Genomic DNA, 26,194 nt, shown 5'->3' with positions numbered 1-26,194 from the left:
GGGAGGCGACAAGCATGGCTAATGCAACGGTAAGTATGAGCAAGGAATTATATCAAATAATCGAAACGCTTGAGAAGCCAGAAGTTCGAGACTCTTTACAGCGCTTGTTGGAGAAATTACCGAATGTAGAACAAACGATAGAATCAGCAGAAAATGTTGTGGATTTTGGAAAAGCGGTACTAACTGATGACAAGACGATAGATAGATACGAGCAATTTGTCTCTACTTATAATGTAGGTTCAGAAACGATAACAGCTATTGTTCAGCTGATGGAGAAGTTGCCAAAGCTTGTTCAAATCATTCATCAGTTAGAAAACATCATTGATTTTGGTACAGCGATACTTCAGGATAACCAAACAATAGAATACACAATGAATAACTTAAAGAGCTATACCGATTCATACGTCGACAGAGGCAAGACGAGTATGGAGTTCTTCAAAATGGTACAGCAAAGAGCAGAAGAGAAGCCTCAACATATCAATGTTTTTTCGATTATTAAATGGACGAAAGATCCTTCTGTTCAAAAAACACTTAATTATGTTCAATCTGCACTAGATATTTTAAAAGAAAAAAACTGAGTAAAGGGGAGTTTTACACATGTTATTACGATATTTTTACGATGAGAAATTAGCGCACGCTTCTTATGTTGTGGGATGTCAGGCGAAAGGTGAAATGGTCATTGTTGACCCGATGCGTAATATTGAGCCCTATCTTGCTTTAGCAGAAAAAGAAAAGATGCAAATTGTTGGCGCGTTAGAAACGCATATTCATGCCGATTTTGTAGCTGGGTCTCGTGAGTTAGCAGACCGTGCTGGAACAACGATGTATATTTCCGACGAAGGGGATGCTGATTGGAAGTATCAAAATCTTGAAGGAATTCCTCATCAATTATTAAAAGATGGTGATGAATTTACTATAGGTAATCTTATTTTTAAAGTTATGCATACACCAGGACATACGCCAGAAAGTATCTCCTTCTTATTAACGGATCGTGGCGGTGTAGCAGATAAGCCAATGGGGATTTTTACAGGTGACTTTGTCTTTGTAGGTGATATCGGACGCCCTGATTTGTTAGAAAAGGCTGCTGGTATTCAGGGTACATCACTATCTGGTGCTAAAGCGATGTTTAAATCATTAGAACGTTTTAAGGCTTTACCAGAGTACATGCAAATATGGCCAGCTCATGGAGCGGGTAGTGCTTGTGGTAAAGCGTTGGGCGCTGTGCCATCTTCAACAGTTGGGTATGAGAAGCAATTCAACTGGGCTATGCAGTTTGATGATGAACAAAAATTTGTTGACGCATTACTAGATGGTCAGCCGGAACCTCCTTATTATTTTGCTGTTATGAAGCGTGTCAATAAAGTAGGGATAGAACTTCTTAAGAACTTACCACCAGTAAAGGTAGTGTCAAACTATGAAGAGATTACTCGACTTCTTGCAGATGGGGAGCAAGTGATTGATACTAGACCGGCGGAAGATTTCTCACAAGGGTTTATCGCAGGTACGCTAAACATCCCTTACAATAATTCATTGACCAATTGGGCTGGTTGGCTAGTAGATTATTCAAAACCATTGTATCTGTTAATGAATCCTTCTCAACTAGATGATATTTTAATAGCATTGCGTTCTATCGGTATCGACAATGTTGTTGGTTATGGGGATGTGACGAAAGTTTTGGAAGAGGCTACTTCTCTAGATAGTTATGAAAATATAACTCCTTTAGAAGCAAAGCCGTTCATTGAAAGTGAAAAAGTTCATGTGCTTGATGTGCGCAATCAAACAGAATATGATGCAGGGCATATTGAAAATGCTCAACATATTATGGTTGGTACACTAGCTAGACGTTTAGATGAATTGCAAACTAATAAAAAAATTGTTGTTCAATGCCAAGGTGGTGCTCGTTCTGCAATTGCTGTAAGTGTGCTAAAAGCAAACGGCATTCACGACATTGTAAATTTAACAGGTGGCTATATGGCTTGGCAACAAGAGGTAGTGACTAAATAAACGAGGTTGTTCTAAAAGAAAAATAGCATACTAGTAATCCTAGTCTGCTATTTTTCTTTTTTTATAAGGTTTAGTAAGGCGTTATGAGATTCGTCAATGGAATGCTAAACGGATTTAGACAACCTTTTTTCTCGGTAAAAGGGGTTAAAAAATGATTATTGTAAGTTTGAGTATATTCCTTCTTATTATTGGTAGAATTATTTATAAACGGCATATCCCAGTACGTCAAATACAGGAGTGTTTACCGCAAGAGTTGAAAGTAGGAATGGCGATAGTAGATGTACGTGATTATAATGATTCTTACAAATCACCTACACCAAATGCATTAAATTTACCAATTGCCTATTTAGTACGTCACATGCATGAACTACCTAAAAGACCCCTTCATATTATTGCATCAACACAGCTAGAAAAAAATATGAGTGTTCGTATTATTCGTAAAGCGGGGCATGAAGTGAAGAGTTATAGCGTGATAGAAGAAAAAGTATAGGGCCAATTATGCTGAAGTAACAAGTAAACTTAAAGGGAGGCTTTATGCCTTTTTAGCTAGGAGTGTGTTTAGATTGGAGAAAGAACAGCTGAAAAATAAATATTTACAGCAAATATTTCAATATATTCAAGATGGCATCATCATAATGAATCAAAACCGTGAAATTTTAATGATGAATCCCTCGGCGAAGAGGTTATCGGGATGGGAATTAGGAGATCGAGTGCCCTTTTGTTCATTTTGTGAAAATCGTCAAAAATCTCCAAAAGAACATACATGTTATTTAATAGAGCATAATGAGGTTCCTTATTTTTTATCGAAAATGCCGACGTATCATGGTAGTAAGATAGATGTTGAAATGAGCACTGCACTGATGTATACAGACAATAACGAGCAAGCGTTTCTTCTTGTGTTGCGCGATCAGACCCTTCAGTTAAAGGAAGAAGAGGCTCGGATTTCAAAGCTGATTATTAAAAAGTTGATTGAGGCAAAAGAGGAAGAACATAAAAGGCTTGCGCAAGAATTACATGATGGCGTTGGCCAATCATTATATACAATATCTGTTGCACTGCAGGCGGTTGAATCTTATGTCAAAGACAATGAAAAACTAAATACGTATATCGAAGAAGTACGCAATGAGCTAGAGCAAGTAATGAATGATATTAAATTGTACTCCTATCAGCTTCGCCCCCATAGTATAGATCAGTTAGGGATTACACCTACATTAAGCACCCTTGTCGATTCAGTGCAAAAGGTACATCCTGATATTGCTATATCGTTAGAAACAGATTTTGAAGAACGGTGTAATCCATCCGTAGAAATCAATATTTATCGCGTCGTGCAGGAGGCTTTACACAATGTTATTAAATATGCAAAGGCCTCTAAAGTCGTCATTCGCCTCCAAAAGAAAGCTACAAATTTATCACTCTATATAGAAGATAATGGCGTAGGGTTTGATCTACAGTACGTGAAAAAAGAAGGGCTCGGTTTAAAGCATATGGAGGAGCGAATTACACTATTAGGGGGATCTTTTAATATTAATTCGGCTCACAATAAAGGTACTCAAATTAGCATTCAAGTACCTAATTGGAAGGATGACTTTAGATGATTCGTGTTTTAGTAGTAGATGATCATGTGCTGATCCGTAAAGGGATTGTTCTTTTATTGGAAAATTATAAAGATGTACAGGTTGTAGGTGAAGCAGGTGATGGAGCGGAAGCAATCACTCAGGCAATATCATTAAACCCGGATGTCATTTTAATGGACGTATCCATTCCGAATGGGTTAGATGGGTTTACGGCTACTCAAGAGATTCATAAGCAAATGCCTCACGTGAAAATTATTATGTTAACCATGCACAATGAAGTTGCTTATATTCAAAAAGCGATTGCTGTTGAAGCTCATGGCTATATTTTGAAAAATAGTCAAGGGGGAGTTCTCTATGAGGCTATCCGCGCTGTATATAGTGGTCGTATATATTATAACGTGGGTATTCCGCAGGAGCAGCTAAATAAATTGTTTGAACATAAAGGGCATGAAGAACAATGCATTTTAACTGTGCGTGAGCAGGAAATAATGAGGTTAACAGTTCTAGGATATACGAATGTCCAAATTGCTGGGCAACTATATATTAGTAGTAAAACGGTTGAAAATCATAAATCAAATATTATGCAAAAACTCGATTTAAGTAATAAAGCTGAGCTTATTCAGTATGGACTTGCAAATAACTATATGTAACAGCGTATTGCGGTTAGGATCTGGTGCAATATGAGAATTGAAATATATGGCTCTACGGCAAAATGAGGGGTTGATTTACTTCCGACTAGCGCTTTCTTGGAGCTGTTGAAGTGGCGACTCCTGCGGGATGAGATTGAAGCCAAGTCCGCGGGAGGCGCCAACTCGGAGTAAAAATTAATCTTTGTTTATTGTTATATTTATTTTTGTCAGCAAGCTGGGATCACTCGAATGATGAGTGATCTTTTTTTTATTTTATAGAAATAATTTTCAATATTGTCACAGTGAGTAAAGCTAATAGTGGAAAACCCCTATATGTCTGGAATTACAGTGGGACTATACTGAAGGCACATAAATAAAAGGAGATGCAAGCACAGTGGATATAACATTTATAATTGTGATTTTCCTGATTGGATTCGTTGGATCTTTTGTGTCCGGTATGTTGGGAATAGGCGGATCAATCATTAAATACCCAATGCTACTATATATACCACCACTTTTTGGCTTAGCGGCGTTTTCAGCACATGAAGTTTCAGGTATTAGTGCGGTACAAGTGTTTTTTGCTTCGATTGCAGGCGTTTGGGCATATCGAAAGGGTGGCTATCTTAATAAGCCCCTTATTCTTTATATGGGAGGAGCCATTTTAGCTGGTAGCTTTGTTGGGAGCTACGGATCACAGTTTTTATCTGAAAATGGTGTGAATGTCGTATACGGGATATTAGCCTTGATTGCAGCCGTGATGATGTTTATTCCTAAGAAACAAATTGATGATAAGCCGATGGGTGAAGTAACTTTCAACAAGCCGTTAGCCGCAATTTTAGCATTTATTGTTGGGATTGGTTCAGGGATCGTTGGTGCTGCAGGTGGCTTCTTGCTTGTCCCGATTATGCTTGTAGTTCTTGGGATACCAACGCGCATGACGATTGCTACTAGTTTAGCCATTACGTTTATCTCTTCAATCGGTGGAACAATCGGTAAGCTAATGACAGGACAAGTCGAGTACTATTCCGCAGGTATTATGATAGTGGCAAGTTTACTGGCGGCTCCTCTTGGGGCAAAAGTAGGTAAAAAAATGAATACGAAAATTTTGCAAAGTATTTTAGCCGTACTCATCTTAGCGACAGCGATTAAAATTTGGGCTGATCTATTATGATGAAAAAACAAAAAGTGGTTGCCTATAAATCACATGAAAAAAAGCTAATAATTATAAGTTTTTTAGTAGCGGGGATAATGTTTCTTTCAATCATTGGAAGAATTTTTGGTACCTAGGAGATGAAATAAAATGAATGATTCAGCTGTAATGTGGAGTCGGGCCTTAACAGAGTTAACATTGTCATTCCATATCATTTACGCAACAATTGGCGTTGGTATACCTTTAATGATCATGATTGCTCAATGGGTTGGATTAAAAAATAATGACGAGCACTATTTATTGCTCGCAAGAAGATGGGCGAGAGGGTTTGTGATTACTGTGGCAATAGGTGTTGTCACTGGTACTGCGATAGGATTACAGCTATCACTACTATGGCCAAACTTTATGGAGTTGGCTGGCCAGGTGATCGCATTACCATTGTTTATGGAAACATTTGCGTTCTTTGTTGAAGCGATTTTCTTAGGGCTTTATTTATATACATGGGATCGATTTAAAAATCCAAAGCGACATCTATTATTATTGGTCCCGGTAGCGATTGGTGCTTCTATGTCGGCTGTTTTTATTACGATTGTGAATGCCTTTATGAATGCGCCGCAGGGCTTTGATCTTGTAGATGGAGAACTGGTAAACATTCAACCAGTTCTAGCAATGCTAAATCCTGCAATGCCAACGAAGGTAGCGCATGTATTAGTAACGTCTTATATGACGTCCGCATTTTTATTAGCTTCTATTGCAGCTTATCGTATACTGCGAGGGTCGAAGCATGTGTATCATAAAAAAGCATTACATCTTTTATTGAAACTTGGACTAGTATTTTCGCTAGCAGCACTAATTGTAGGTGATTTTTCTGGGAAGTATTTAGCTGAATATCAACCAGAAAAATTAGCAGCTGCTGAATGGCATTTTGAAACAAAAGAGGATGCTTCGCTTGTGCTATTTGGAGTATTAGATGGGGAAGAGGTGAAATATGCCATCAAAGTACCGTATGCATTGAGTGTATTGGCGCATAATAATCCTTTTGCAGAAGTAAAAGGTTTAGATCAATTTCCTGAGGACGAACAGCCGCCACTTTACATCCATTATTTGTTTGATGTGATGGTAGTGATCGGAACTTTACTAATTGTCGTTGCAGCTATTTATGTGCTAGGTAAGTGGCTAGGATGGAGGTTCATTTCTTCAAAAAGTTTTAAGAGAATAGTAGTGGCAGGTGGTCCGCTATCGCTTATTGCTGTTGAGGCAGGCTGGTGGTTTGCGGAAGTAGGGCGTCAGCCTTGGATACTGCGTGGTTATATGAAAACGGCGGAAGGTGCTACAACGAGTGGCCAAGTCGATACGATGCTAATACTATTTGCGGGTCTGTACATTGTATTAGCGGTAGGAAGTATCGTTGTACTTATCCGTATGTTCCGTAACAATCCGATTGAACGTGAAATTGAAGAACATAAGCAAGTGGGAGGGTGTGCAGGGCAATGAGCTTAGAAATATTAGGGATTTCAGTACTATGGTTATTTCTATTCGGCTATGTCATTGTCGCGTCCATAGACTTTGGAGCGGGCTTCTTTAATGCGTATAGTGTCTTGATTGGTAAAGATCAAATACTAGCCAATGTTATTAAGCGTTATTTATCTCCGGTGTGGGAAATTACAAATGTCTTCCTTGTATTTTTCTTTGTTGGAATGGTAGGTTTCTTCCCTCAAACAGCTTATTATTACGGCACGATTTTGCTAGTGCCGGTCAGTATCTCATTAATATTAATAGCAATTAGAGGGAGTTGTTATGCATTTGAATCCTACAGCGAAAAAGGTGGACATATTGGTTATACAATGATGTACGGAATTACTGGTTTATTTATACCTGCATCACTATCTATTGTGTTAACGATATCTGAGGGAGGGTTCGTGAAATTTGTAAATGAAGAACCACATTTACAAATTGCTAAACTTTTCACGAATCCGTTAACTTGGTCTATTGTGCTATTAAGTATAGTGGCAGTTTTGTATATTTCGGCTGTTTTCTTAACATGGTATGGGAAAAGAGCACGAGATGAACATGCCTCGAATTTAATGAGAAAATATGCTCTCGGTTGGTCTTTGCCGCTCGTAATAAGTGTAATAGGGATTATGGTGGAGTTAAAGGGACACGTGCCTGAGCATTATGAAAATATGTTAAATTTGTGGTGGCTTTTCGCCATTTCAGGGGTGCTATTTCTTTTAACGCTAATTCTTTTATTTAAAAAGAAAAACTATGGCATAGCCGTCTTTTTAATGGTTGCCCAGTTTGGATTTGCATTTTTCGGCTATGGTATTTCACATTATCCGTATTTACTGTATCCGTATTTGTCGGTCTATGATAGCTTTACAAATGAAACAATGGCGATTGCATTAGTGATAGCGTTTGTTGGAGGATTAGTTCTACTCATCCCTTCACTATATTTAGTAATGAAATGGTTTGTGTTTGATCGTGATTATGCTTGCGGTAAACATGATCACCATGCATAGGGGGAATTATAATGAATCAATTTATTATTTTGTATGCACCTTTTCTTGTAGTAGCTATTAGTATTGTGGTTGGCTTTTGGATAGGACCGAAAGATCGTCAAATTAAGTGATAAATGTATTCATCATTATATGTGAGTTGATTTCCGTTCCTCTGTTGCTAATCCCCAAGGAGTCGCCCAGTCGTAACGAAGATTAACTTATAGGTTTATCAAATGCGCATAATAAATTAATTTAATAGGATAAAAGCCTGAAAAAAGGAGCTAGATGGAAAGTCGTGAATATTTGACTTTCTATATAGCTCCTTTTGTTTATGTGGTTATTTTAAGCACCGCTCAGATGGTCGCTCAATTTTTACATAGCGCCACAAGCTATTAGCGATGTCACGTGCCTCTTCGGCGTGTACGGTTCCGACGAATGCTTTTCGGAAAGGTGTAAGAAGTGATTCGATAATAAAGAGCTTTGGTTTCTCGCGCTGTAATTCCTCTAATAAGAATTCCACGTATTCTAACCCTTCTACTGTTTCGTTCTTAGCTAACCCTTTTTTAAAGCCTGTTAATTGCTCGATGACCGTTTCCTTATTAACTGTTTTAAAATTCGCGACGTTTTGAATCGTATTGATCATTTCAGTACTAATGATGATTTCTTTTGATTCAAGCATAACGGGTATAATTACGCTAATATTGCGTAATGCTACACGTACAATGGCTTCTCGATTTATATATTTATAGTCAGCGATTAAGACTGCGCGTAATGTAAGGTTAATCATACCAAGTGTCTGTACGGCGCATTCATAGCTGATGGGACTAATTTCTTCTCCGAAAACTTGTACAAGTCGGTTGGCGAGCCACTCCAACTCTTGTAAATAATAGTTTAAAATTATTTTTTTTAATTCGATATCCTTAGAGTGGAAAATCGATTCAAAAATTTGAATTAAATTATGTTCTCGATTGACATACATGAGTACTGCAACTTGCTGTGTTAATACTTCTAAATCTGTAGGATCTTTACCGTAAAGAAGTTCGTGGCGGCGATTACTTGCCTCTTCGCGCCCTTCGTCTAATATCGCGATTAAACATTCATTTTTAGAAGAAAAATGATTATAAAATGTGCCCTTTGAAATTTTTGCTGCACTAATGATGTCGTTCATCGATGCATCCACGAATCCCTTTTCGATAAAAAGAGCGCGGGCGGCAGTGATAATTTGTCTTTTTCTTTTGTTCATAACCTCACCTTTTTTAAAATATTATACTCTTATTCTATATTGAAAATGCTTATATATCAATGTTTTTAAATTTTATAGACTTAATTGTTGAAAAAAATAGACTGCGAGTATAAAATAAGTTTTATCGAAAAAAACAAGAAAGAATTGAGGGATATAAATGAATAGTGAGCAAACATTGAAAAAGCCCCCCTATGGTATGATTAGTATTTTATTTGTGGGTGCTTTTGTTGCTTTTCTAAACAACACATTGTTAAATGTTGCATTACCAACAATCATGAAAGATTTTGGTATAACGTATTCATCCGTACAATGGCTCGCAACAGGATATATGCTTGTAAGTGGTATTTTAGTACCTGCTTCAGCATTCTTTGTAACGCGCTTTAAAAATAGACATTTATTTATTGTAGCGATGTCAGTCTTTACAATTGGTACGGCTATGGCTGGATTTGCACCTAACTTCGGTACACTTTTAGCAGGTCGTATGGTGCAAGCAGCAGGGGCTGCAAGTATGTCACCACTTCTAATGAATGTAATGCTCATTAGTTTTCCAAAAGAAAAACGTGGAGCAGCAATGGGTATTTTCGGTCTAGTAATGATTTCTGCACCAGCAATCGGACCTACATTATCAGGATATATTGTTGAGCATCACGATTGGCGTATGCTATTCCAAATGATTATTCCATTTGCTGTAATTAGTTTATTATTTGGTATTTGGAAATTAGAAAACGTGATGGATACACGTGAAGTTCATTTAGATGTCCCATCAGTGCTATTATCAACAATTGCATTCGGTGGTATTCTATATGGTTTCAGTACGGCAGGGGATAAAGGCTGGTCAAGTCCTTGGGTATATGGCACAATTTCAGCTGGTTTACTTGCTTTAATCATCTTCATATTTAAACAATTACGTATGGATCAGCCTTTGCTAGAATTACGTATTTATAAATATCCAATGTTTGCGTTGGGATCAGCTATCTCGGTTATCGTCTCAATGGCTATGTTCTCTGGGATGATTTTAACACCTGCTTACGTACAATCAATTCGTGGGATTGAACCATTCGAGGCGGGCTTAATGATGCTTCCTGGGGCACTTGTAATGGGCATTATGTCGCCGATTACAGGGAAACTATTCGATAAATTTGGACCGCGTGTACTAGCGATTATCGGTTTAACGATTACAACGATTGCGTCATTCGGTTTAACAAAGTTAGAAATAGATTCAAGCTATACATTTATTGTGTCATTGTACACAATTCGTATGTTTGGTTTGTCAATGGTTATGATGCCGATTATGACAAACGGTTTAAACCAGTTACCACAAATGATGAACCCACACGGTACAGCAATTAACAACACTGTACAGCAAGTAGCGGGGGCAATTGGTAGTGCCGTGATGGTGACGTTCATGAATAGTCGTACAAAAGCAAAAGCTGAAGAATTAATTGCAGAAGCAAAAGCGAATGCAGCGCAATCAGGTGTTGCACCGTCGCCAGAACAAATGCAGCAAATGCAGGATCACATTATGCAAAATGCTTTATTAGATGGTATTACACACTCATTCTTCATTGCTGCTTGTATTACCGTTCTTGCACTTGTACTTGCGTTCTTCTTAAAACGCGTTAATGTTGAAAGCACAGCGGCTTCAATGGATTTGAAAAAACCAACTAAATAATAATAAGTTGATATGCTCCCCTATAGGTAAACGGATGAAAAATATATTTCTGTTTATCGAAGGGGAGTTTTTTGATGCATTATAGCAATACGTATCGTTGTATGGGCACTCAAAATAGCACGGATATTAGCAAAAGCTAAAGGATGGATGAATATTTTAAAATCATCCTAACCTTTTACGCTAATGTCCGTGCAATAATTTTAATCATTCTTTTTAAATAATGCTCCTGGCCAAAACGCATATTTACCGAGAACAGTAGTAATAGCAGGTACCAGCAATGGACGTACAATGAATGTATCAAGCAACACGCCAATTGCCGTAACGACACCGAACTGAACAAGTACTTGAATAGGTAGGGTAGCAAGGACAGCGAATGTTCCAGCTAAAATTAGACCAGCAGATGTAATAACGCTTCCTGTTCTTACGACACCTTCCTCAATAGCTGTTAAATGATCTACTGTTCTGCGTTTTTTCCAAATTTCCGAAATCATAAAGATATTATAATCTTCCCCGAGAGCCACTAAAAATACAAATGCATAGAGTGGAATTGCTCCTGAAATGGCATCTGCCCCCATTACATAATGTAAAATTAGCCAACCTGCACCAAGTGCCCCGAAATAAGAAATAATAACTGTTGCTAGTAAGTAAACAGTAGCTGTTACGGAACGTAGATAAATGAATAATAATAAAGCAATTAAAGCAATCATTGTTGGCATAATAACAGTTTCATCGCGTACAGTTAATTGCTGTGTATCATATTGACTAGCTGTTTCGCCGCCAATCCAAATATGTTTATCTGCACTTTTTATACCTTCATCCTCAAGCATTTTTATAACCGCTGCTTTAAGCTCTGGAATATGAGCTAACGATTCCTTAGCATAAGGATTCGCATTTAAAGAAATCTCGTACAATTGGATAGCATTATTTTTCTCTCCAATTCGGCTATCTGCAACACTATCAATATAAGAGATTTCAGCTAATTGCTGCTGCAAGTGGATATCTATACCCTCAGTATCAATGACGAGCTGAACTGGAGCTAATTCACCAGGTGAAAAATTTTCTTCTATTAAATTAAAGCCTTCGCGGGATGGCATATTCTCAGGAAATGACGATAATAGATCGAAAGTATACTGAATACGTGGTACGAATGCTGCTAACCCACCAAGGAACAGTAAAGTGACAACAATGACCACCCATGGTTTATGCGTTACAGTGCGCCCGATTGTGCGACTTATTTTATGTGTTGGTTTGTGCTGTTTTTTTCCTTTTTTATAAGCCATATCCTCTGTTCGTGGAATGAATGGGAAGAAGGCAACGCGACCTATGATAACAAGAATTGCTGGAAGTACAACTAACGCAGCAACACCCATCACCAGTACACCAAAGCTAAACGGAATTGCAAAACGTTGGAATGCACCATAATGGGCAAGGCTAAGAGTAGCTAAACCGATAACAACCGTTAATGCACTCATCATAATCGCACCGCCAGACTCCTTAATAGTAAGCTTCATGGCAGTAGTCTTATCTTCAATATGAAATAATATCTCTCGATACTTTGATATTAAAAATAAACAATAGTCTGTACCTGCTCCAAAGAGTAATACAGTCATAATAGAGACAGCCTGCGAGTCCTTATCGATCCATCCATGATCGGCGAAAAAACCGAGCGTTGGACTTATAACGACGTAGGCAAGAGCAACAACCATTAATGGAATAATGGCTAATAACGGTGAACGATAAATAATAATTAGTAAAACTAAAACAAGGAGCACTGTCGCAATTAGTAATTTAACATCAGCTTGGGAGAATAAACCGACAGCATCCGTAGCGATACCAACCGGTCCAGAATAACGCACATGAAGATTGTCACTAACTAAGTCTTTATCTATTTGGATATTATTCTTATCCATTGTTTTTGTTAATATCTTTAAACTCTCTCGCAACGCATCCGTAGCCACGCCTTTTTCAAAGAAAATAGGAGTTACAATTGTTGTGCCATTGTCAGATGCAGACGCTAAAAAGGCTTGAGGTGGCATTTTATCATATGGTGGAATAACAGTTTGATTTGCTAAAGGTTTCGCTTTAAGCTCTCCGTAAACTTTTTGGATAGCAACAAAATCATCAGTAGTTAGCCCGCTATCTCGATGCCAGACGAGTAATAATGGTGTACCTGCATCATTTGGAAATTGTTCTGCAATAATAGTTGCTGCCTGCTGAGACATTTCACTTTCGGGTAAATTTTTACCAGATTCACTCTTAATACTATTAATCTGTGGCCAGGCAAATGACAGTACAACAACAAGTGAAATCCAAAAGGCGAGGGCTAAAAAGCGCCCTTTTTTACTTGTTACCATTGAGCCCCATTGCTCTAGTGGGTGCTTTTTCATTTAAAGACCTCCGTTTCATGTAAGTAATTTTAATTATATATACCGGAAGGTTAATTAATCAATTATAAAAAGATTATATGCTATACTATGTCTAAAATGAATACTTTATAAGGGGGCGAACTTGTTGAAGCAGTCACCGCGTGTTCTCGGAAGACCTCGCCATGATGAGAATGCGAAACCAAAAAAAGATATTGTTCTTGAAACGGCAATAAGGCTTTTTATCAAAGAAGGCTATAAAAATATTTCGATGGCTGATGTAGCAAAAGCTTGTAACGTTACAAAGGCTACTATCTATTACTATTACCCGACTAAAGGGGATTTATATACATCAGCGTTGCTGGTAATGATGGATCAAATCCAACTGTCTATTATACAGATCTTAGAGGAGTCAATATCATTTAAAAATCGGTTGGAGAAGCTTGTTGAAATTCATTTATCGGCCACTGTAGATATTGATATGAAAAATTTTATGAGAGAAGCGACAATTAATTTATCGGAATCTCAGTTAAAAGAAGTGCAAGCATCAGAAAATAATATGTATAAAACGATAGAGCAGGCGATGCAGTTAGAGATGGAACTAGGTACGATCCGGAAGGGAAATGCTACTTTTTTTGCTCATTCGTTTATGGCTTTAATGTCAGTAGGATACGTTAAAGATGGGGAAGGGAAAAGGGTATTTCAATCAGAAGCTATGGCCGCGAGAGAAATTATAGACTTTTTCTGGAAATCTGTTGAAAAATGATTTCTTTCATTTTATGTAATATTAATGCTGAAAATAAAATCAGTATTACGCCATCGATTTAGGGGGAAACTTAGATCAGAGGTATTTTAATAAATTTGAGATTAAAAATGTTGTATTTGGGATACAAAGCAAACTTAATTACAAATATATAGTTACAAATCAATGAATTTTGAAAAGATTGTCGAAATTGTGATTTAGCTCATTGAAATAATATACAAACAACCTTATAATGGAGGTTGTAACGTCACCAAGACAAGATAGGATGGAATTATGATGCGCTTTTTGCAAAATAAAGTTAACATTGTAATAACAAATTATACGAATTGCTATCCAGTTCTTGAGACTGGTGATTTGTAAGATATAAGCGCTGTAACGACTGTTAAGAAGTGCCTTAATGGTCTTTTTTACATGGAAGCAATAAAAATTAAAATAGTGATAGTGATGGCAAAGGAGAGTTCAAAATGTCAGAAACGAATAACCAAACACAGTCTGAACAATTAACTGTGAGTCAAGAACAATTGGATGTGCTAGATCAATTATTAAAGCCTGAGGTTCAGGAATCACTTACAACTTTAGTTGAACAATTACCAAAGTTAACTGAAATGATGACGCTATTAACAAAGTCATATGAGTTTGCTCAAGCTGTTGCAACTGACGAAGTATTGAAAAATGATACTGTTGGTGCGGTAACAGAAATGGCAGGCCCAGTAGTAGGCTCAGCTAAAAATCTTGCAGCTACTGCAATTGAAGCGAAAGACCGTGCGTCTGAAAGCCAAGAAGTAATTGGTTTATTCGGTCTTATGAAAATGTTAAAAGACCCACAAGTTCAAGGTGTTTTCCGTTTTGTTAATGCTTTCTTACAAGTAAGCGCTGAACGTAAAGCTAAATAAGACTCGACTCGAGATATATTCAAAACGTACGGACGGAGGATTAATTAATCATGTCAAAAGAAATCGTCATCTTAGGTGCTGGTTACGCTGGCGTTTTAACTGCATTAACAGCACGTAAGTATCTATCAGCTGATGAAGCTAAAATTACTGTAGTAAACCAATTCCCAACACACCAAATCATCACTGAACTTCACCGTTTAGCTGGTGGTACTATTGCTGAAGGTGCTGTTGCTTTACCACTTAAAAAAATCTTTAAAGGTTTAGATATCGATTTACAAATCGCTAAAGTTACAAAATTCAACGTAGACAGTAAAAAAGTTGACCTAGATACTGGGTATACTTTAAATTACGATACTTTAGTAGTATCTTTAGGTAGCCAAACTGGATTCTTCGGTATCCCAGGATTAGAAGAAAACTCAATGGTACTTAAATCAGTGAACGAAGCAAACAAAATTAACAAACATATCGAAGACCGTATTAAAGCATATGCACAAACAAAAGACGAAGCAGATGCAACAATCGTTATCGGTGGTGGCGGTTTAACAGGTGTAGAGCTTGTTGGTGAAATCGTGGATAACTTCCCGAAGATCGCAGCAAAACACGGTGTTAACTTTGCTGACCTTAAAATTAAACTTGTTGAAGCTGGTCCGAAAATCTTACCAGTACTTCCGGATGTACTTATCCAACGCGCTACTGAAAGTTTAGCAAAACGTGGCGTTGAATTCATTACTAGCACTCCTGTAACGGGTGTTGATGGTAACGTCATCTCTCTTAAAGATCGCGAACCAATCGTTGCCAATACGCTTATTTGGACAGGCGGGGTAGCTCCACTTCCAATCGTAGGCGAGTCTGGTCTTGAAGCAGACCGCGGTAAAGCTACGATTAACGAATTCTTACAATCTACATCTCATGATGATGTATTCGTAATCGGTGATGCATCTGTAGCATTACCAGGTGATGGCGGACGTCCACTATATGCACCAACTGCACAAGTTGCATGGCAAATGGGTGAGTGCGCTGGATACAACTTATTTGCACAATACAAAAACCAAGAGATGAAGTCTTTCTCTGCAATTAACTCTGGTACACTTGCAAGCTTAGGCCGTAAAGACGCTGTTGCGACAATCGGTGCTAGCAACACACAACTTAAAGGTCTTCCTGCAACACTTATGAAAGAAGCGTCTAACATTCGCTATCTTACACACATTAAAGCGCTATTCGGCTTAGCGTATTAATATTTCAAGGGCATGAATCAATAGTAATATTGAGTTCATGCCCTTTTTGTGTCTACATATGACTTAAGATGAAGTGAACACCGGGTGTTTCAGCGATAAATTTTGATGGAAGAGTCGGGGGACGGAAGAAACAGCCGAAGCGACGGAAAAGGTAGTGTGACAATTAGTAAAGATTCGAAAAGGTTGAGAACAATCATGAGGTATTTTTTATTTAAACGATCTATCAAACTGCCTGACCAGAAACTGGCGAAAAGTGTGGATAAAGCCCTAACGATATATAAGCCAGACACAGCGATAGCGGATCCTGTAAGGTAAAACAATTAGATTTAAAGCTATCCAGCTTCCGACGCTGGAAACACCAATACTAGACAATAATATAGCCGGATAACGCCACATTTCTATTAATTTATTTACGCCCATATAAATTCCTCCTTGTAGTTATGACAAGTAACTAAAACAAAAAAATCCCACCCCCAAGACGATTTGTCTTTGGGACGAGATTGTGAAATTTATACTCACGTGGTGCCACCTTAGTTCACTATTATGTCACCATAATAGCCTTTTCAGTACGGCATAAATACGTATGCTTATACTGTTTCTCTGTAACGGGAGTTCCCGTCGCACCATCATTCAAATAGAAATCCAATGCGCTACACCTAGGCTTGTTTCAATAATTCGCTCTTACCCGATTTTAGCAATCCGAGCTCTCTGGGAAGAACAGCCTTATTTACTCGTTATCCATAATTCGGTAAGGTGTTTCTACGAATTTTAATATATTCCGATAAATACCTGAATTGTTCCGATAAACTTCTAAAACATTCCGATAAATTCAGAAATAATTCCGATATTTCACGAAAAGGTTCCGATATTCTTATTGAAGATAGGCTGTAAGCTCCGTTAAAAGTGATTGGCAAAGAATCACTGACTCTACTGTATGATTTTTTATTTCAAGAGAATGGTCAGCATTTTCTACAATAGTGAGCTCAAATGAAGAAAGTAGTCCTAATCTTTCTTTAGAATAATGAGGATCAGCAGTACCGATTGCTAGAAATGCCTGCTTTTCAAGCAAATTTTTCATCACATGATCAAGAGTCAGTAGGGGTGTCAAAAGCACATAACGAGAAGGAACAGATGACATTCGCTGCATATAAAAATCTGTGATCGGTAATGTCCCGAGTGATTTTCCTATGTATACAGCTTCGGTATAAGATTTTGTACTTAAAATATATTCCACAATAGGGTTTGCGGCATTATAAACCATTGCTGAAATAGCTTCTGGCTCCTGTTCAAATTGTTGCGAATCAAACGTATAGCATACTTGTACTACATCATAGCCAAGTTCTAGCATCAGCTCAGTTGAATAATAAAGAAGTGGTTTTTCATACGTATAGCCAGTGCCAGAGAACATAAAGCACACCCTGTCACTTTTGTTATCAAAGTGATGGTATGGAATATCATTGTATTGTTCTTTTCTTGGTTTGATTTTCATGGAAATAACCCCATTTATTTCTTTTTTTATTTTATAATCTAACTATAACAAGGGGGGGAGAAATTTATGAAGGCTGTGATTATTAATGAGTTTGGTACTTCTGATGTTTTAAAGTACGTAGAATGTCCAAAGCCGTCTATTTCAGCAGGGGAAGTATTAATACGTACGACATATACGAGTGTGAATTTTGCCGATATTAAAAATAGAACAGGCAATAAAGCAAAAGCAAATTTCCCAATGATACTCGGTTTAGATGTAGCTGGTGTAGTTGAAGAGGTTTTTGGTGAAAATAGTGCATTTAAAGTTGGGGATGTCGTTATTGCATTCCCAAAAGATGGAGCATATGCAGAGTATGTAGTAGCGAAAGAACAGCTTGTCTTCAAAGTTCCAAATGATGTCTCTTTGGAGAAGGCAGCTGCTGTGCCAACGGTTTTGTTTTTATCCTATCTCTTAACACATCAAATCGCTCCAATTCGTACAAACGATAGCGTACTAATTCATGCTGCATCTGGTGGTGCAGGGACAATGCTTATTCAAATGGCGAAAAAGCTAGGTGCTAAAAATATTATTGGCACAGTCAGTGATATGAAAAAAGCGACAATTGCCTATGAGCTAGGTGCCCATCATGTACTGACATACGATAATTTTAGTGCGCAAGTCAATGAATATACGGATGGTCAAGGTGTAAACATCATTTTTGACTCCATCGCTGGAAATATTACAGAAGAGAGCTTTCACTGTTTAGCTCCGTATGGTACGCTCGTGCAATTTGGAAATAGTGGTGGTAAAGCAGGTAATATAAAAACATCTGATTTACATAATAGCTGCCGCAATGTGAAAGGTTTTAGCCTAGGAACGACTCGAGCTTCCAAGCCAGAAATGCTACAACAAGTTACCGAGGAGATGTTTGCATTGCTGAGGGAAGAGAGCTTCCAAGTACCTGTTGCGAGGATCTTTAAATTAGAGGACATGCAGAAAGCCCATGATTTGATGGAAAGTCGCCAGCATCAAGGGAAAATATTAATTAAAATATAAAGTAATTAAATCCAAATGTAGATATAAAAAAGATGACTCTGATATTGTAGAGTCATCTTTTTATATGGGCATAGTTAGTGTTATTGCTTGTCTAGTTCATTGATTTTTTCATATATACGCCGTTTGCGATAGAGCATAATTCCTGCTTCAGCAACATCTTGAATCATTCCTTTATTTGCATAGGCACCGAAAATCATCCCAGCTACCGGAATCATTTGAAACAGCTTTTTCCAGCCGAATTGATCGCGATACGTAAAAAATACTTCCTGCCAGCCTTGCAGTTGTGAAATCATATCCTCCGCTGCATGATTCGTCGTATGCATAGAAGAAAGCTCTTTCAATATAGCTTCTTTGCCGACAATATCAGCTGAGGAGAATTGGAGACATTTAACGATGAAAATTCGTTCCATTTTATCGTTTGGGTTATAGCCGTGAATGATTGCAATCTCTTGCAATGTTTTTAAAGCCATTCCTAAAATAAAAGGAATGTCTATAGCTAGTGTAAAGATACCACCAAAGCCGGTAGAAGCACCTTGTACTGTTGCTAATTTTACGCGTTCATTTTGAAGCTTGTCACTTAGAGCAATCATATCCTCCAAAGGAATTTGTCCTATATCAGATATAGCACAAATATCATGAAAAGAAGAATTGTTACGTATGTTCTGCAGCATAGCCTGTTCATTAATTAAGTATTGCCCACCTGATTGAATATAGCTCCCTAATTCATCAACTAGTAATGCTATCTTCTTTTGAAGAAAGGCAGGTGTCATCTTATCTAAGAGTTTAAACGGAATGCGACCTAATTTCTCCCAAAACCACAAGTCCTTTTGATCTTTCTCCCACGCTTGAATTTCTTGCAAATGCTTTTCTAATTGCTCGAGATTCTCCATTTTGTCTATTCCCCTTATATGTGCATTTAGTATAAATACGAGAAGAATTTTAAAAGGTTTCGAATGATTGCCAAACTGTTGCAAGTAACGCGATACTTTCTTGGATTTGCTCAAGGGAAAGCCCACCGTAGCCTATAATGACCATAGCCTGTTCAGAGTTGTGCTGATAGGAGGTTGAACATGGGTAGACTTGGATACCTTCCTCCTGCGCAAGTTTAATCGCCTCCTGTTCAGAAAGTCTTTTTGGTAACTTCATAACGATGTGTAGTCCTGATTTTTCACCAATTACTTCGAATTCATTCGAAAAATGGGCGTTAATAGCTGCTAGTAATGTCTGTTGCTTTTTACGATAAATAGTGCGCATTTTGGCTAAATGCTTATCGAATAAACCTTGAGCAATAAAATCGGCTAACACAAGCTGATCTATTTTGGAGACAACGGATTTTTGTTCTTGATTAAAATGAGTAAAAGCTTCGACTAACGATTTAGGCAAAATCATGTAACTTATGCGCAGCGATGGGATAAGCGTTTTGGAAAAGGTTCCGAAATAAATTACGCGTTGAAGCTGATCCATTTTTGCTAAAGAGGGGATAGGGAGCCCCTTATAACGAAATTCTGAATCATAGTCATCTTCAATAATATATGCTTTTTCAGTAGTAGCCCATTGCAGAAGTGCCGCACGCCGTTCAACAGGCATAACCATGCCTAGTGGAAACTGGTGTGCGGGTGTTGTGTATAACATGTGGATTGATTTTTTCGGTATAGTAACCCCTGAGTTATCAACAGGAATTGCATGAGTTGTTAGTCCACATTGTTGTAATGTTGCATGCACTCTTTTAAAGCCAGGATCCTCTAAGCCAACTTGTGCTTTTGGGCCAAAAAAGTGACATAGAGCTTGAAGCTGATTTTGTGTACCACTATAAATAAACACCTGTGATGCCTCACAAGTAACCCCTCTTGATCGTTCAACATAACGAGCGATTTCCGTCCGCAATATAGCTTCTCCTTGCCAAGGACTTGTCGTTAAATTATCCACATAGAAGTGCTTTTTCAACAGCTTATGCCAGCTGGAGAATGGAAAAGCCTCCTTATCCACATGTCCGTTATTAAAATCAAATTTTATAGTATATGTAGTAGATGCTTTAGCTGTGGATATGTGATGTTTTTGCTGCTGTTCCCATTCAAATTCAAAGGGCGCTATAAAATAGCCAGAGCGTTCCTTACTATAGATATAGCCTTCAGCTAGTAATTGCTCATAAGCTTCTTTAATTGTATGGACACTAACGTCAAGCGTTATTGCAAGAGTCCGTTTAGAAGGCAATTGCTCATCGGCCATCAGTTTTTTGCTTAAAATTACTTGTTTTATTTCTTCGTAAATTTGCACGTACTTCGGTGAATCTCCAGTAAATGAAATCGATAAATCCAAAATGTTGCACCTCCTGGTATGGTGTATTTTTTGAAAATTGGTTCTATCTATCATATCAAAATTATCGTTAAATATTGAAAAGGAGTGAAGAAAATGAATTTTATAGCATTAGAAAATGAGGTTGTATTGCTTAAGCCTTTAGAACATGATGATATGCAAGGGTTATTAGAGGCTGCAAGTTATCCAGAGATCTGGTCACATATGTCCACAACTATAGAAAAAATAGACGATGTGAATAACTTTGTGGATAAGGCATTACTAACAAAACGAGAAAAAAACGAGTTCCCATTCGTAATTGTGGATAAAAAATCTGGACACATCATCGGTTCGACTCGATTTATGGATATTGATGAAACGCATAAACGGCTTGAAATAGGAACTACATGGATTTCACCTGCTTTTTGGCGTACAGCTATTAATACGAATTGCAAATATTTATTACTACAATACTGCTTTGAGGTATTAAATATACAGCGTGTGCAAATTAAAACTGATCATGAAAATGTGCGTTCACAAAGGGCAATTGAGCGTCTAGGAGCAATAAAGGAGGGGGTCTTACGTAATCATATGGTGCGTAAGGATGGTACAACTCGTAATACTGTGATGTACAGTATTACTCTACAAGAATGGCCACGAGTGAAAAAGCATTTGCAGCAGTTGCTAATTGACGCTACCGAGAAATAGGGATAAAGAAATTATTATACTTAAAAAGAATGGTCATTAGTCGACCATTCTTTTTTTATAAATATATCCTACTACAATCCAAGTTACTATTGACCATGCGATGATAGTAGCTATTGGAATAATGACGTCCATTGTTGTGTATGTGCCTTCTAGAGCTTCTCCTAATACTACCAATTGGGAACTTGGTAACCATTCAGCAATCTTGAATATCGGACTAGCAGAAGATAGAGCTAGTACAAGAGGACCAAATGAGAAAATTAGGATAACAGGTAGTACAATAAGAGATCCTTCCATAATCGTTTTGGCGAATAATCCACATAATGTTCCCATTGCAATATAGAACACAGTTGAAACTATTAAAGCGATAGCTAAGATGAAAAGATTAGCCGGGTTATAGCCAACGATGAAAATAGTCAATGCTACGATTACTACCGTAATGATAAAGACAAACAAGCTTTTACCAATTAAAATATCGCCAAGTGAAGCAGGGGAAAGCATTAAACTGCGAAGCGTATTTTTTTCTTTCTCTTCAGCAATTAGACAGCATTGTACATAGGAAGTCACCATAGAAAATGCAATATTAATTGAAAGGAAATAGGTTGCGATAGTAGCTGAGCCCGTTTTACTATATAAAAATGCAAAAAAAAGTGGCATAAATACCATAATGGATACCGCATAGTTACGTGAAAATTCCTTATAATCCTTCATTAAAATAGCTTGAATACGTGTCATTGAAAGGTTCATACTAAATCACTCCCTGTTATTTGCATAAAAATATTACCTAGTGTCGGCTCGTTTGTATAAATGCGAGAAACTTCGTTCGATTGCATCCAATGAAACAGTTTTTCTGCATCCTGATTTCCATTTTGAATGACTTCGCTAGCGCCATTTTTTAGTTCAACTGTAATAGACTCATCACCAAACTCTTTTTTCAAATCTTTTGGCGAACCAATTGCTCTAATTTTACCTTTATGTAAGAAGGCGACACGATCACAAAGTATTTCTGCTTCACTCATATCGTGTGTTGTTAAAAATATTGTAGTACCCATCTCGTTTAGTTTACGCAAGCCGTTATAAATATGTTGTGTATTAACGGGATCGAGTGCAGAAGTTGGTTCATCTAAAAATAGTAGTTCTGGTTTATGCATGATGGCACGTGCTAGCGTAACACGTTGCATCATTCCTTTAGAAAGCTGACTAATTTTCTTTTTACGATCACCGTATAGGTTAACAAAATCCAAAGCCTCTTTGACGGCTGATTTAGGTAATTGATATAAATTACTGAATAGTAATAAATTCTCCTCGATTGAAAGTCGTGTATATAGTCCGCTATTATCTGTTAAAATACCAAAGCGTTTACGATTGTTACTTTGTTTCATCTCATTTGCTGGGCGGCCAAACAATAAAACGTCGCCATCAGTTTTTTCAGTTTGTGCTGTTAATATTTTTATTGTAGTCGTTTTTCCAGAACCACTAGGTCCAAGAAAGCCGAATATTTCTCCTTTTTGAATGGTAAAGGAAACATCCTGTAATGCTGTTTCCTTATTAAACGTTTTTTTTAAATGCTGAACATCAATCACTGCGTTCATTTGAAAACCTCCCTGTGTTGTTGTTGATGTCTCAACTATAAGGGACAATGAAGATAACAACATTAAATTACAGGTGAAAGGCGGTGAAATGACCATTAGCGGAGAAATATTTCAGCTGACAGGAGTCGTTTATTTCCTGGGAAATCTACTAAATTCCGAGTATTTCCTTTAAATCTGCAAGCTTATTTTTCGACAAAGGTACTACGGTCTTTTCAGTGCTATTCAGGGCTAAGCTGTAGCTATTGCGAGTCCACGTAATGATTTCCCGTACCTTTTGTAAGTTAACGATATAAGAGCGATGACTTCTAAAGAAGCCGAACGGTGTCAATTTTTGTTCAAGCTCATTTAGCGACAATGTACATGGATAGGCTTCACCTGTAACATACAGTGAAACAACATCCTCAACGCTTTCGATATAATCGATTTCAGGGGGATTAAATAAAATGATCTTATCGTTCTTCTTTGTAGGGATTTTATCAAGTCGAATCGGTGCACTTTCAAGAGAGGGAGAAGCTAGTTCTGTCTCATCTTCTTTCACATCTAATGCATGTAAGCCCATTGCATCTAGTCTATGTATTTCTGTACTCGAAACGATTAAATTCTCGAAATTGTTAGATAGTAAAATGACTGTTTTATTTTGCTTTTGAAGGACACCCAATAACTGAATGGCTTTTTGTTTGGAAAATTCATCCAGATTTTGGAGGGGTTCTTCTAAAACTTGTATCGGTGCCTGATTAAGATATGTATTCAGTAATTTTAAGCGTTGCTTTTCGCTATTTGAAAGCTTGCTAATTTTCATGCTTTTTTGCTCCGTTAAAGCGAACAATGCTAATACATCCTCCATCTTTTCAGAAGAAGCATTGAAAAGCTTTAAGCAAAAGTTGATGTATTCTCGAACCGTCAGTCGCTCATACAGGGCATTTTCACGAAAATGTGTATACGTATTGCTTTGCTTCGCAAACCACTGGATTAAAGTATGTATTTTTGACACATCCGTATAGATGCCAATAATAATGCCAGGCTGCATAGATAGGTGGAAGTTTGGATAAATTACATTTCCTCCTTCTATATAAGGATCAATAATCATGCTTTCATTTTGATTCATTACTAAGTCCACCCTTACTTCATTTAATTTCGAAAAATTGCGAGATTTCGTTTTGTGCCTGTAGATAACTTTTATAACAATAGTTTGAATTATTGCAGTCCATAAAACCATGCTGACCTAGATATTGACTCGTATGAACAAGTGGTAATGTATCGAGTGTTTCTTTTAATACATGGACATTAAAACTTTTCTCATCACTGGGTAAAATGACGAGTGTCGGACAAGAGGGGATCACATCCAGGTATTGTCGAATGCGTGAACCATAAACGCAAACGATTCCTTGTAATGGCAATGTTGATAATCTCCAAGCTAATGTTGCACCCACGCTAAATCCGATTAACAGCACTTCGTCATAATGTGAGCTAGCCTCCAATACTTTTTCGGTTAGTTGTTCGAGGGGAGCATCAAAGCCAATTTCATTTATGAAATAATCATAAGCCTGCTGTTCTTGTTCATATGGGAATATTCTATTGTCTGAATATAAAGTAATGCACTCAACAATAGTGTTGGCGTTACTATATGACTCAGCTTGCATTTTTATAAAATTGTTGACTCCATAAATCTCATGTAATATAAATACTTTCCTTTTCATTTTGACCTCATTTTGTTTTTTCCAATAGTGTATCAAAAAGTAATCATATAGTATATTTTAGAAAATTTTAGTCTATAATTTGTTATTTTGAAATAACTATTTAACAATTGATGAATTTTCCTTACATAAAAAGTAAAAAATCCACGCAGACTTTTGTGGCTATTGATTTGACCACAGAAAGCGAGGCGGATTTTTCTATTGATATAAGTCTTTATTTTAAAGCTTTAGACATAAAACCCTTCATTTCGGTACTAAGCGTACTAAGCTCGTCAATAATTTCACTAAAGTCCTGAACAAGTTGTGCCTGTTCGTTTGTGGCGCCATTTATTTGAGTCATATTTTGCTTTAAACTCTCAAGATTATGATTGATGCTTCGAAGAGAGGATTCGATGTTATCGGTAGCAGTAGATGTTTCGGTAGAAAGCTTGCGAACTTCTTGTGCTACTATATTAAATCCAGCACCATGTTGGCCTGCTCGTGCCGCCTCAATCGATGCATTTAATCCGAGGAGATTTGTTTGACGAGAAATATTTTTTATTAAATCGGTAATACCATTTGTTTTTTCTGCGTCCTCTAAAGCGAATTGGGTCTGTTTATTAATTTCCTCACTAGTTGCGGCTAGCTCCTCCGAATGAGAGGCAATTGTATGTAATTTATCCTGCAGGTTTTGGATAATGTCATTCATAGTAACAATATATTTCTCCATTTGTAGAGAATCGTCAATAGGTATTCCAAAGGCTAGCGCGCCTACGATTTGCCCATTTTCGCGAACAGGAAAAGAAAATGCGTTAAATTCCACTCCATAAAATTCTTTTGGTACAGGTTCATCAGTACTTTTGCCTTTAAGTGGGAGATGTAAAATTGCATCACCTGGGAGAATTTTTTGTCCAATTTTATAACCAGAATCTATCCGTTTCCCAGGTAAATAAGCAATAATACTCTCACTCTCTTTATCTACTAATCCAATCATGGACTCGCCTTTCATAGCTAAATGAATGTAAGGTAATGACGCTGATAATGCTTCAATAATATTCATAGTAACCTCCTCAGTATATGTAAGCTTTGTAATAATCTCGTTTTTTGCAAAAACGTAATTTCTGGAAAGTAATGCTTCTTTAATTGTATGAAAAAAAGAAAAGGATAAAAAGACTATCTTAATACCATAATCCTTTTAAATTGTACGAAATTAAGGTTTTATAATTAATTTGCTTGAAAGGGATTGGATTTAAAAAAACAATATTGCAGGTTATTAAAAGAGTCAAGTAAATCATCTAACCATTCGCAAATGAATTAAGCAGCACCTGATGGAAATAATAAAGTAAAAACTTTGCAAATGTTGTGGCGTTTAAAATGAGCGGGA

25 protein-coding genes and 1 pseudogene are annotated in these 26,194 nt (G+C 37.2%); 15 read left to right on the top strand and 11 right to left on the bottom strand.

Translation table 11 applies throughout. From position 1 onward, the window contains the following. The first annotated feature begins 14 nt into the window (after positions 1 to 14). The 9 genes from AC3WSK_RS20305 to cydS all read left to right on the top strand — a co-directional run bounded on the left by AC3WSK_RS20305 (position 15) and on the right by cydS (position 7,986). Positions 15 to 578, top strand: a complete 564-nt coding sequence (locus AC3WSK_RS20305; protein WP_492414414.1) for a helical membrane plugin domain-containing protein — start codon at positions 15 to 17, stop codon at positions 576 to 578. Positions 579 to 597: 19 nt separating this feature from the next. After that, a complete protein-coding gene (locus AC3WSK_RS20300; RefSeq protein ID WP_079563012.1) occupies positions 598 to 2,004 on the top strand; it encodes an MBL fold metallo-hydrolase in 1,407 nt (468 codons plus the stop codon). A gap of 151 nt (positions 2,005 to 2,155) precedes the next feature. Continuing rightward, positions 2,156 to 2,494 carry a rhodanese-like domain-containing protein gene (locus AC3WSK_RS20295; protein ID WP_079563013.1) on the top strand — a complete coding sequence of 113 codons (339 nt, stop codon included), beginning with the start codon at positions 2,156 to 2,158 and terminating at the stop codon, positions 2,492 to 2,494. Positions 2,495 to 2,567: 73 nt separating this feature from the next. Further along, on the top strand, positions 2,568 to 3,599 hold the full coding sequence (locus AC3WSK_RS20290; protein ID WP_427484516.1) for a PAS domain-containing sensor histidine kinase: 1,032 nt from the start codon (positions 2,568 to 2,570) through the stop codon (positions 3,597 to 3,599). Beyond that, entirely contained in the window at positions 3,596 to 4,228 is a 633-nt protein-coding gene (locus AC3WSK_RS20285; protein ID WP_492414413.1) for a response regulator, read from the top strand. The genes AC3WSK_RS20290 and AC3WSK_RS20285 overlap by 4 nt, the downstream gene beginning before the upstream one ends. A gap of 373 nt (positions 4,229 to 4,601) precedes the next feature. Then, complete coding sequence (locus AC3WSK_RS20280; RefSeq protein ID WP_079563015.1) at positions 4,602 to 5,378, top strand: sulfite exporter TauE/SafE family protein; 777 nt, start codon at positions 4,602 to 4,604, stop codon at positions 5,376 to 5,378. 129 nt (positions 5,379 to 5,507) lie between these two features. Next, the gene (locus AC3WSK_RS20275; protein WP_492414412.1) at positions 5,508 to 6,851 is read left to right on the top strand and encodes a cytochrome ubiquinol oxidase subunit I; all 1,344 of its coding nucleotides are present in this window, start codon (positions 5,508 to 5,510) and stop codon (positions 6,849 to 6,851) included. Then, a complete protein-coding gene (locus AC3WSK_RS20270; RefSeq protein WP_492414411.1) occupies positions 6,848 to 7,876 on the top strand; it encodes a cytochrome d ubiquinol oxidase subunit II in 1,029 nt (342 codons plus the stop codon). The genes AC3WSK_RS20275 and AC3WSK_RS20270 overlap by 4 nt, the downstream gene beginning before the upstream one ends. A gap of 11 nt (positions 7,877 to 7,887) precedes the next feature. Then, a complete protein-coding gene (gene cydS, locus AC3WSK_RS20265) occupies positions 7,888 to 7,986 on the top strand; it encodes a cytochrome bd oxidase small subunit CydS family protein (RefSeq protein ID WP_492414410.1) in 99 nt (32 codons plus the stop codon). 206 nt (positions 7,987 to 8,192) lie between these two features. Here cydS and AC3WSK_RS20260 read toward each other — a convergent pair whose 3' ends face one another. Beyond that, positions 8,193 to 9,098, bottom strand: a complete 906-nt coding sequence (locus AC3WSK_RS20260; protein ID WP_079563018.1) for a TetR/AcrR family transcriptional regulator — start codon at positions 9,096 to 9,098, stop codon at positions 8,193 to 8,195. 157 nt (positions 9,099 to 9,255) lie between these two features. Here AC3WSK_RS20260 and AC3WSK_RS20255 point away from each other — a divergent pair, with 157 nt between their 5' ends. Then, positions 9,256 to 10,770: a DHA2 family efflux MFS transporter permease subunit gene (locus AC3WSK_RS20255; RefSeq protein WP_079563019.1), complete on the top strand. Its 1,515-nt coding sequence runs from the start codon at positions 9,256 to 9,258 to the stop codon at positions 10,768 to 10,770. A 200-nt stretch (positions 10,771 to 10,970) separates the two neighbouring features. Here the strand turns inward: AC3WSK_RS20255 and AC3WSK_RS20250 are convergent, their stop codons facing one another. Further along, positions 10,971 to 13,157: an MMPL family transporter gene (locus AC3WSK_RS20250; RefSeq protein WP_492414409.1), complete on the bottom strand. Its 2,187-nt coding sequence runs from the start codon at positions 13,155 to 13,157 to the stop codon at positions 10,971 to 10,973. Between the two features lie 124 nt (positions 13,158 to 13,281). Between AC3WSK_RS20250 and AC3WSK_RS20245 the strand changes: the two genes are divergently transcribed. The 3 genes from AC3WSK_RS20245 to AC3WSK_RS20235 all read left to right on the top strand — a co-directional run bounded on the left by AC3WSK_RS20245 (position 13,282) and on the right by AC3WSK_RS20235 (position 16,024). Beyond that, a complete protein-coding gene (locus AC3WSK_RS20245) occupies positions 13,282 to 13,899 on the top strand; it encodes a TetR/AcrR family transcriptional regulator (RefSeq protein ID WP_079563021.1) in 618 nt (205 codons plus the stop codon). A gap of 461 nt (positions 13,900 to 14,360) precedes the next feature. After that, positions 14,361 to 14,789 (top strand): helical membrane plugin domain-containing protein, encoded by a 429-nt coding sequence (locus AC3WSK_RS20240; protein ID WP_079563022.1) that lies wholly within the window; start codon positions 14,361 to 14,363, stop codon positions 14,787 to 14,789. A gap of 50 nt (positions 14,790 to 14,839) precedes the next feature. Continuing rightward, complete coding sequence (locus AC3WSK_RS20235; protein WP_079563023.1) at positions 14,840 to 16,024, top strand: NAD(P)/FAD-dependent oxidoreductase; 1,185 nt, start codon at positions 14,840 to 14,842, stop codon at positions 16,022 to 16,024. Positions 16,025 to 16,170: 146 nt separating this feature from the next. On the opposite strand, the pseudogene AC3WSK_RS20230 reads toward AC3WSK_RS20235, so the two are convergent. Next, a pseudogene (locus AC3WSK_RS20230) lies at positions 16,171 to 16,444 on the bottom strand (MFS transporter); the annotation flags it as partial. 451 nt (positions 16,445 to 16,895) lie between these two features. Further along, positions 16,896 to 17,513, bottom strand: coding sequence for a hypothetical protein (locus tag AC3WSK_RS20225; protein ID WP_492414408.1), 618 nt, complete (start codon positions 17,511 to 17,513; stop codon positions 16,896 to 16,898). Positions 17,514 to 17,579: 66 nt separating this feature from the next. Here AC3WSK_RS20225 and AC3WSK_RS20220 point away from each other — a divergent pair, with 66 nt between their 5' ends. Beyond that, positions 17,580 to 18,548, top strand: coding sequence for a quinone oxidoreductase family protein (locus AC3WSK_RS20220; RefSeq protein WP_492414407.1), 969 nt, complete (start codon positions 17,580 to 17,582; stop codon positions 18,546 to 18,548). Positions 18,549 to 18,628: 80 nt separating this feature from the next. Here the strand turns inward: AC3WSK_RS20220 and AC3WSK_RS20215 are convergent, their stop codons facing one another. Then, positions 18,629 to 19,438: an EcsC family protein gene (locus tag AC3WSK_RS20215; protein WP_079563026.1), complete on the bottom strand. Its 810-nt coding sequence runs from the start codon at positions 19,436 to 19,438 to the stop codon at positions 18,629 to 18,631. A gap of 49 nt (positions 19,439 to 19,487) precedes the next feature. Then, on the bottom strand, positions 19,488 to 20,864 hold the full coding sequence (pdxR, locus tag AC3WSK_RS20210) for a MocR-like pyridoxine biosynthesis transcription factor PdxR (RefSeq protein ID WP_492414406.1): 1,377 nt from the start codon (positions 20,862 to 20,864) through the stop codon (positions 19,488 to 19,490). Positions 20,865 to 20,957: 93 nt separating this feature from the next. On the opposite strand from pdxR, the gene AC3WSK_RS20205 reads away from it, so the two are divergent. Beyond that, positions 20,958 to 21,548 (top strand): GNAT family N-acetyltransferase, encoded by a 591-nt coding sequence (locus AC3WSK_RS20205; RefSeq protein ID WP_079563028.1) that lies wholly within the window; start codon positions 20,958 to 20,960, stop codon positions 21,546 to 21,548. 36 nt (positions 21,549 to 21,584) lie between these two features. On the opposite strand, the gene AC3WSK_RS20200 is transcribed toward AC3WSK_RS20205, so the two are convergent. The 5 genes from AC3WSK_RS20200 to AC3WSK_RS20180 all read right to left on the bottom strand — a co-directional run bounded on the left by AC3WSK_RS20200 (position 21,585) and on the right by AC3WSK_RS20180 (position 25,870). Then, a complete protein-coding gene (locus tag AC3WSK_RS20200) occupies positions 21,585 to 22,292 on the bottom strand; it encodes an ABC transporter permease (RefSeq protein WP_079563029.1) in 708 nt (235 codons plus the stop codon). After that, positions 22,289 to 23,137 carry an ABC transporter ATP-binding protein gene (locus AC3WSK_RS20195; protein WP_079563030.1) on the bottom strand — a complete coding sequence of 283 codons (849 nt, stop codon included), beginning with the start codon at positions 23,135 to 23,137 and terminating at the stop codon, positions 22,289 to 22,291. Before AC3WSK_RS20195 ends, AC3WSK_RS20200 begins: the two co-directional genes overlap by 4 nt. Positions 23,138 to 23,285: 148 nt before the next feature. After that, positions 23,286 to 24,242: a LytTR family transcriptional regulator DNA-binding domain-containing protein gene (locus tag AC3WSK_RS20190; RefSeq protein ID WP_492535119.1), complete on the bottom strand. Its 957-nt coding sequence runs from the start codon at positions 24,240 to 24,242 to the stop codon at positions 23,286 to 23,288. A 19-nt stretch (positions 24,243 to 24,261) separates the two neighbouring features. Next, positions 24,262 to 24,834: a dienelactone hydrolase family protein gene (locus AC3WSK_RS20185; RefSeq protein ID WP_079563032.1), complete on the bottom strand. Its 573-nt coding sequence runs from the start codon at positions 24,832 to 24,834 to the stop codon at positions 24,262 to 24,264. 211 nt (positions 24,835 to 25,045) lie between these two features. After that, positions 25,046 to 25,870, bottom strand: coding sequence for a methyl-accepting chemotaxis protein (locus tag AC3WSK_RS20180; RefSeq protein ID WP_079563033.1), 825 nt, complete (start codon positions 25,868 to 25,870; stop codon positions 25,046 to 25,048). Positions 25,871 to 26,194 lie beyond the last annotated feature (324 nt).

This window comes from Lysinibacillus sp. EB271-A1-10B, assembly GCF_058791335.1.
This window is presented reverse-complemented; position numbering and strand designations above follow the sequence as displayed.

Bases quoted from the DNA above. Each gene is read 5' to 3' on its own strand.
- AC3WSK_RS20285 (WP_492414413.1), top strand. From the start codon at position 3,596: ATGATTCGTGTTTTAGTAGTAGATGATCATGTGCTGATCCGTAAAGGG.
- AC3WSK_RS20250 (WP_492414409.1), bottom strand. From the start codon at position 13,157: ATGAAAAAGCACCCACTAGAGCAATGGGGCTCAATGGTAACAAGTAAA.
- AC3WSK_RS20235 (WP_079563023.1), top strand. From the start codon at position 14,840: ATGTCAAAAGAAATCGTCATCTTAGGTGCTGGTTACGCTGGCGTTTTA.
- AC3WSK_RS20305 (WP_492414414.1), top strand. From the start codon at position 15: ATGGCTAATGCAACGGTAAGTATGAGCAAGGAATTATATCAAATAATC.
- AC3WSK_RS20275 (WP_492414412.1), top strand. From the start codon at position 5,508: ATGAATGATTCAGCTGTAATGTGGAGTCGGGCCTTAACAGAGTTAACA.
- AC3WSK_RS20270 (WP_492414411.1), top strand. From the start codon at position 6,848: ATGAGCTTAGAAATATTAGGGATTTCAGTACTATGGTTATTTCTATTC.
- cydS (WP_492414410.1), top strand. From the start codon at position 7,888: ATGAATCAATTTATTATTTTGTATGCACCTTTTCTTGTAGTAGCTATT.
- AC3WSK_RS20200 (WP_079563029.1), bottom strand. From the start codon at position 22,292: ATGAACCTTTCAATGACACGTATTCAAGCTATTTTAATGAAGGATTAT.
- AC3WSK_RS20260 (WP_079563018.1), bottom strand. From the start codon at position 9,098: ATGAACAAAAGAAAAAGACAAATTATCACTGCCGCCCGCGCTCTTTTT.
- AC3WSK_RS20190 (WP_492535119.1), bottom strand. From the start codon at position 24,242: ATGAATCAAAATGAAAGCATGATTATTGATCCTTATATAGAAGGAGGA.
- AC3WSK_RS20215 (WP_079563026.1), bottom strand. From the start codon at position 19,438: ATGGAGAATCTCGAGCAATTAGAAAAGCATTTGCAAGAAATTCAAGCG.
- AC3WSK_RS20255 (WP_079563019.1), top strand. From the start codon at position 9,256: ATGAATAGTGAGCAAACATTGAAAAAGCCCCCCTATGGTATGATTAGT.
- AC3WSK_RS20225 (WP_492414408.1), bottom strand. From the start codon at position 17,513: ATGAAAATCAAACCAAGAAAAGAACAATACAATGATATTCCATACCAT.
- AC3WSK_RS20240 (WP_079563022.1), top strand. From the start codon at position 14,361: ATGTCAGAAACGAATAACCAAACACAGTCTGAACAATTAACTGTGAGT.
- AC3WSK_RS20220 (WP_492414407.1), top strand. From the start codon at position 17,580: ATGAAGGCTGTGATTATTAATGAGTTTGGTACTTCTGATGTTTTAAAG.
- AC3WSK_RS20185 (WP_079563032.1), bottom strand. From the start codon at position 24,834: ATGAAAAGGAAAGTATTTATATTACATGAGATTTATGGAGTCAACAAT.
- AC3WSK_RS20295 (WP_079563013.1), top strand. From the start codon at position 2,156: ATGATTATTGTAAGTTTGAGTATATTCCTTCTTATTATTGGTAGAATT.
- AC3WSK_RS20195 (WP_079563030.1), bottom strand. From the start codon at position 23,137: ATGAACGCAGTGATTGATGTTCAGCATTTAAAAAAAACGTTTAATAAG.
- AC3WSK_RS20180 (WP_079563033.1), bottom strand. From the start codon at position 25,870: ATGAATATTATTGAAGCATTATCAGCGTCATTACCTTACATTCATTTA.
- AC3WSK_RS20205 (WP_079563028.1), top strand. From the start codon at position 20,958: ATGAATTTTATAGCATTAGAAAATGAGGTTGTATTGCTTAAGCCTTTA.
- AC3WSK_RS20300 (WP_079563012.1), top strand. From the start codon at position 598: ATGTTATTACGATATTTTTACGATGAGAAATTAGCGCACGCTTCTTAT.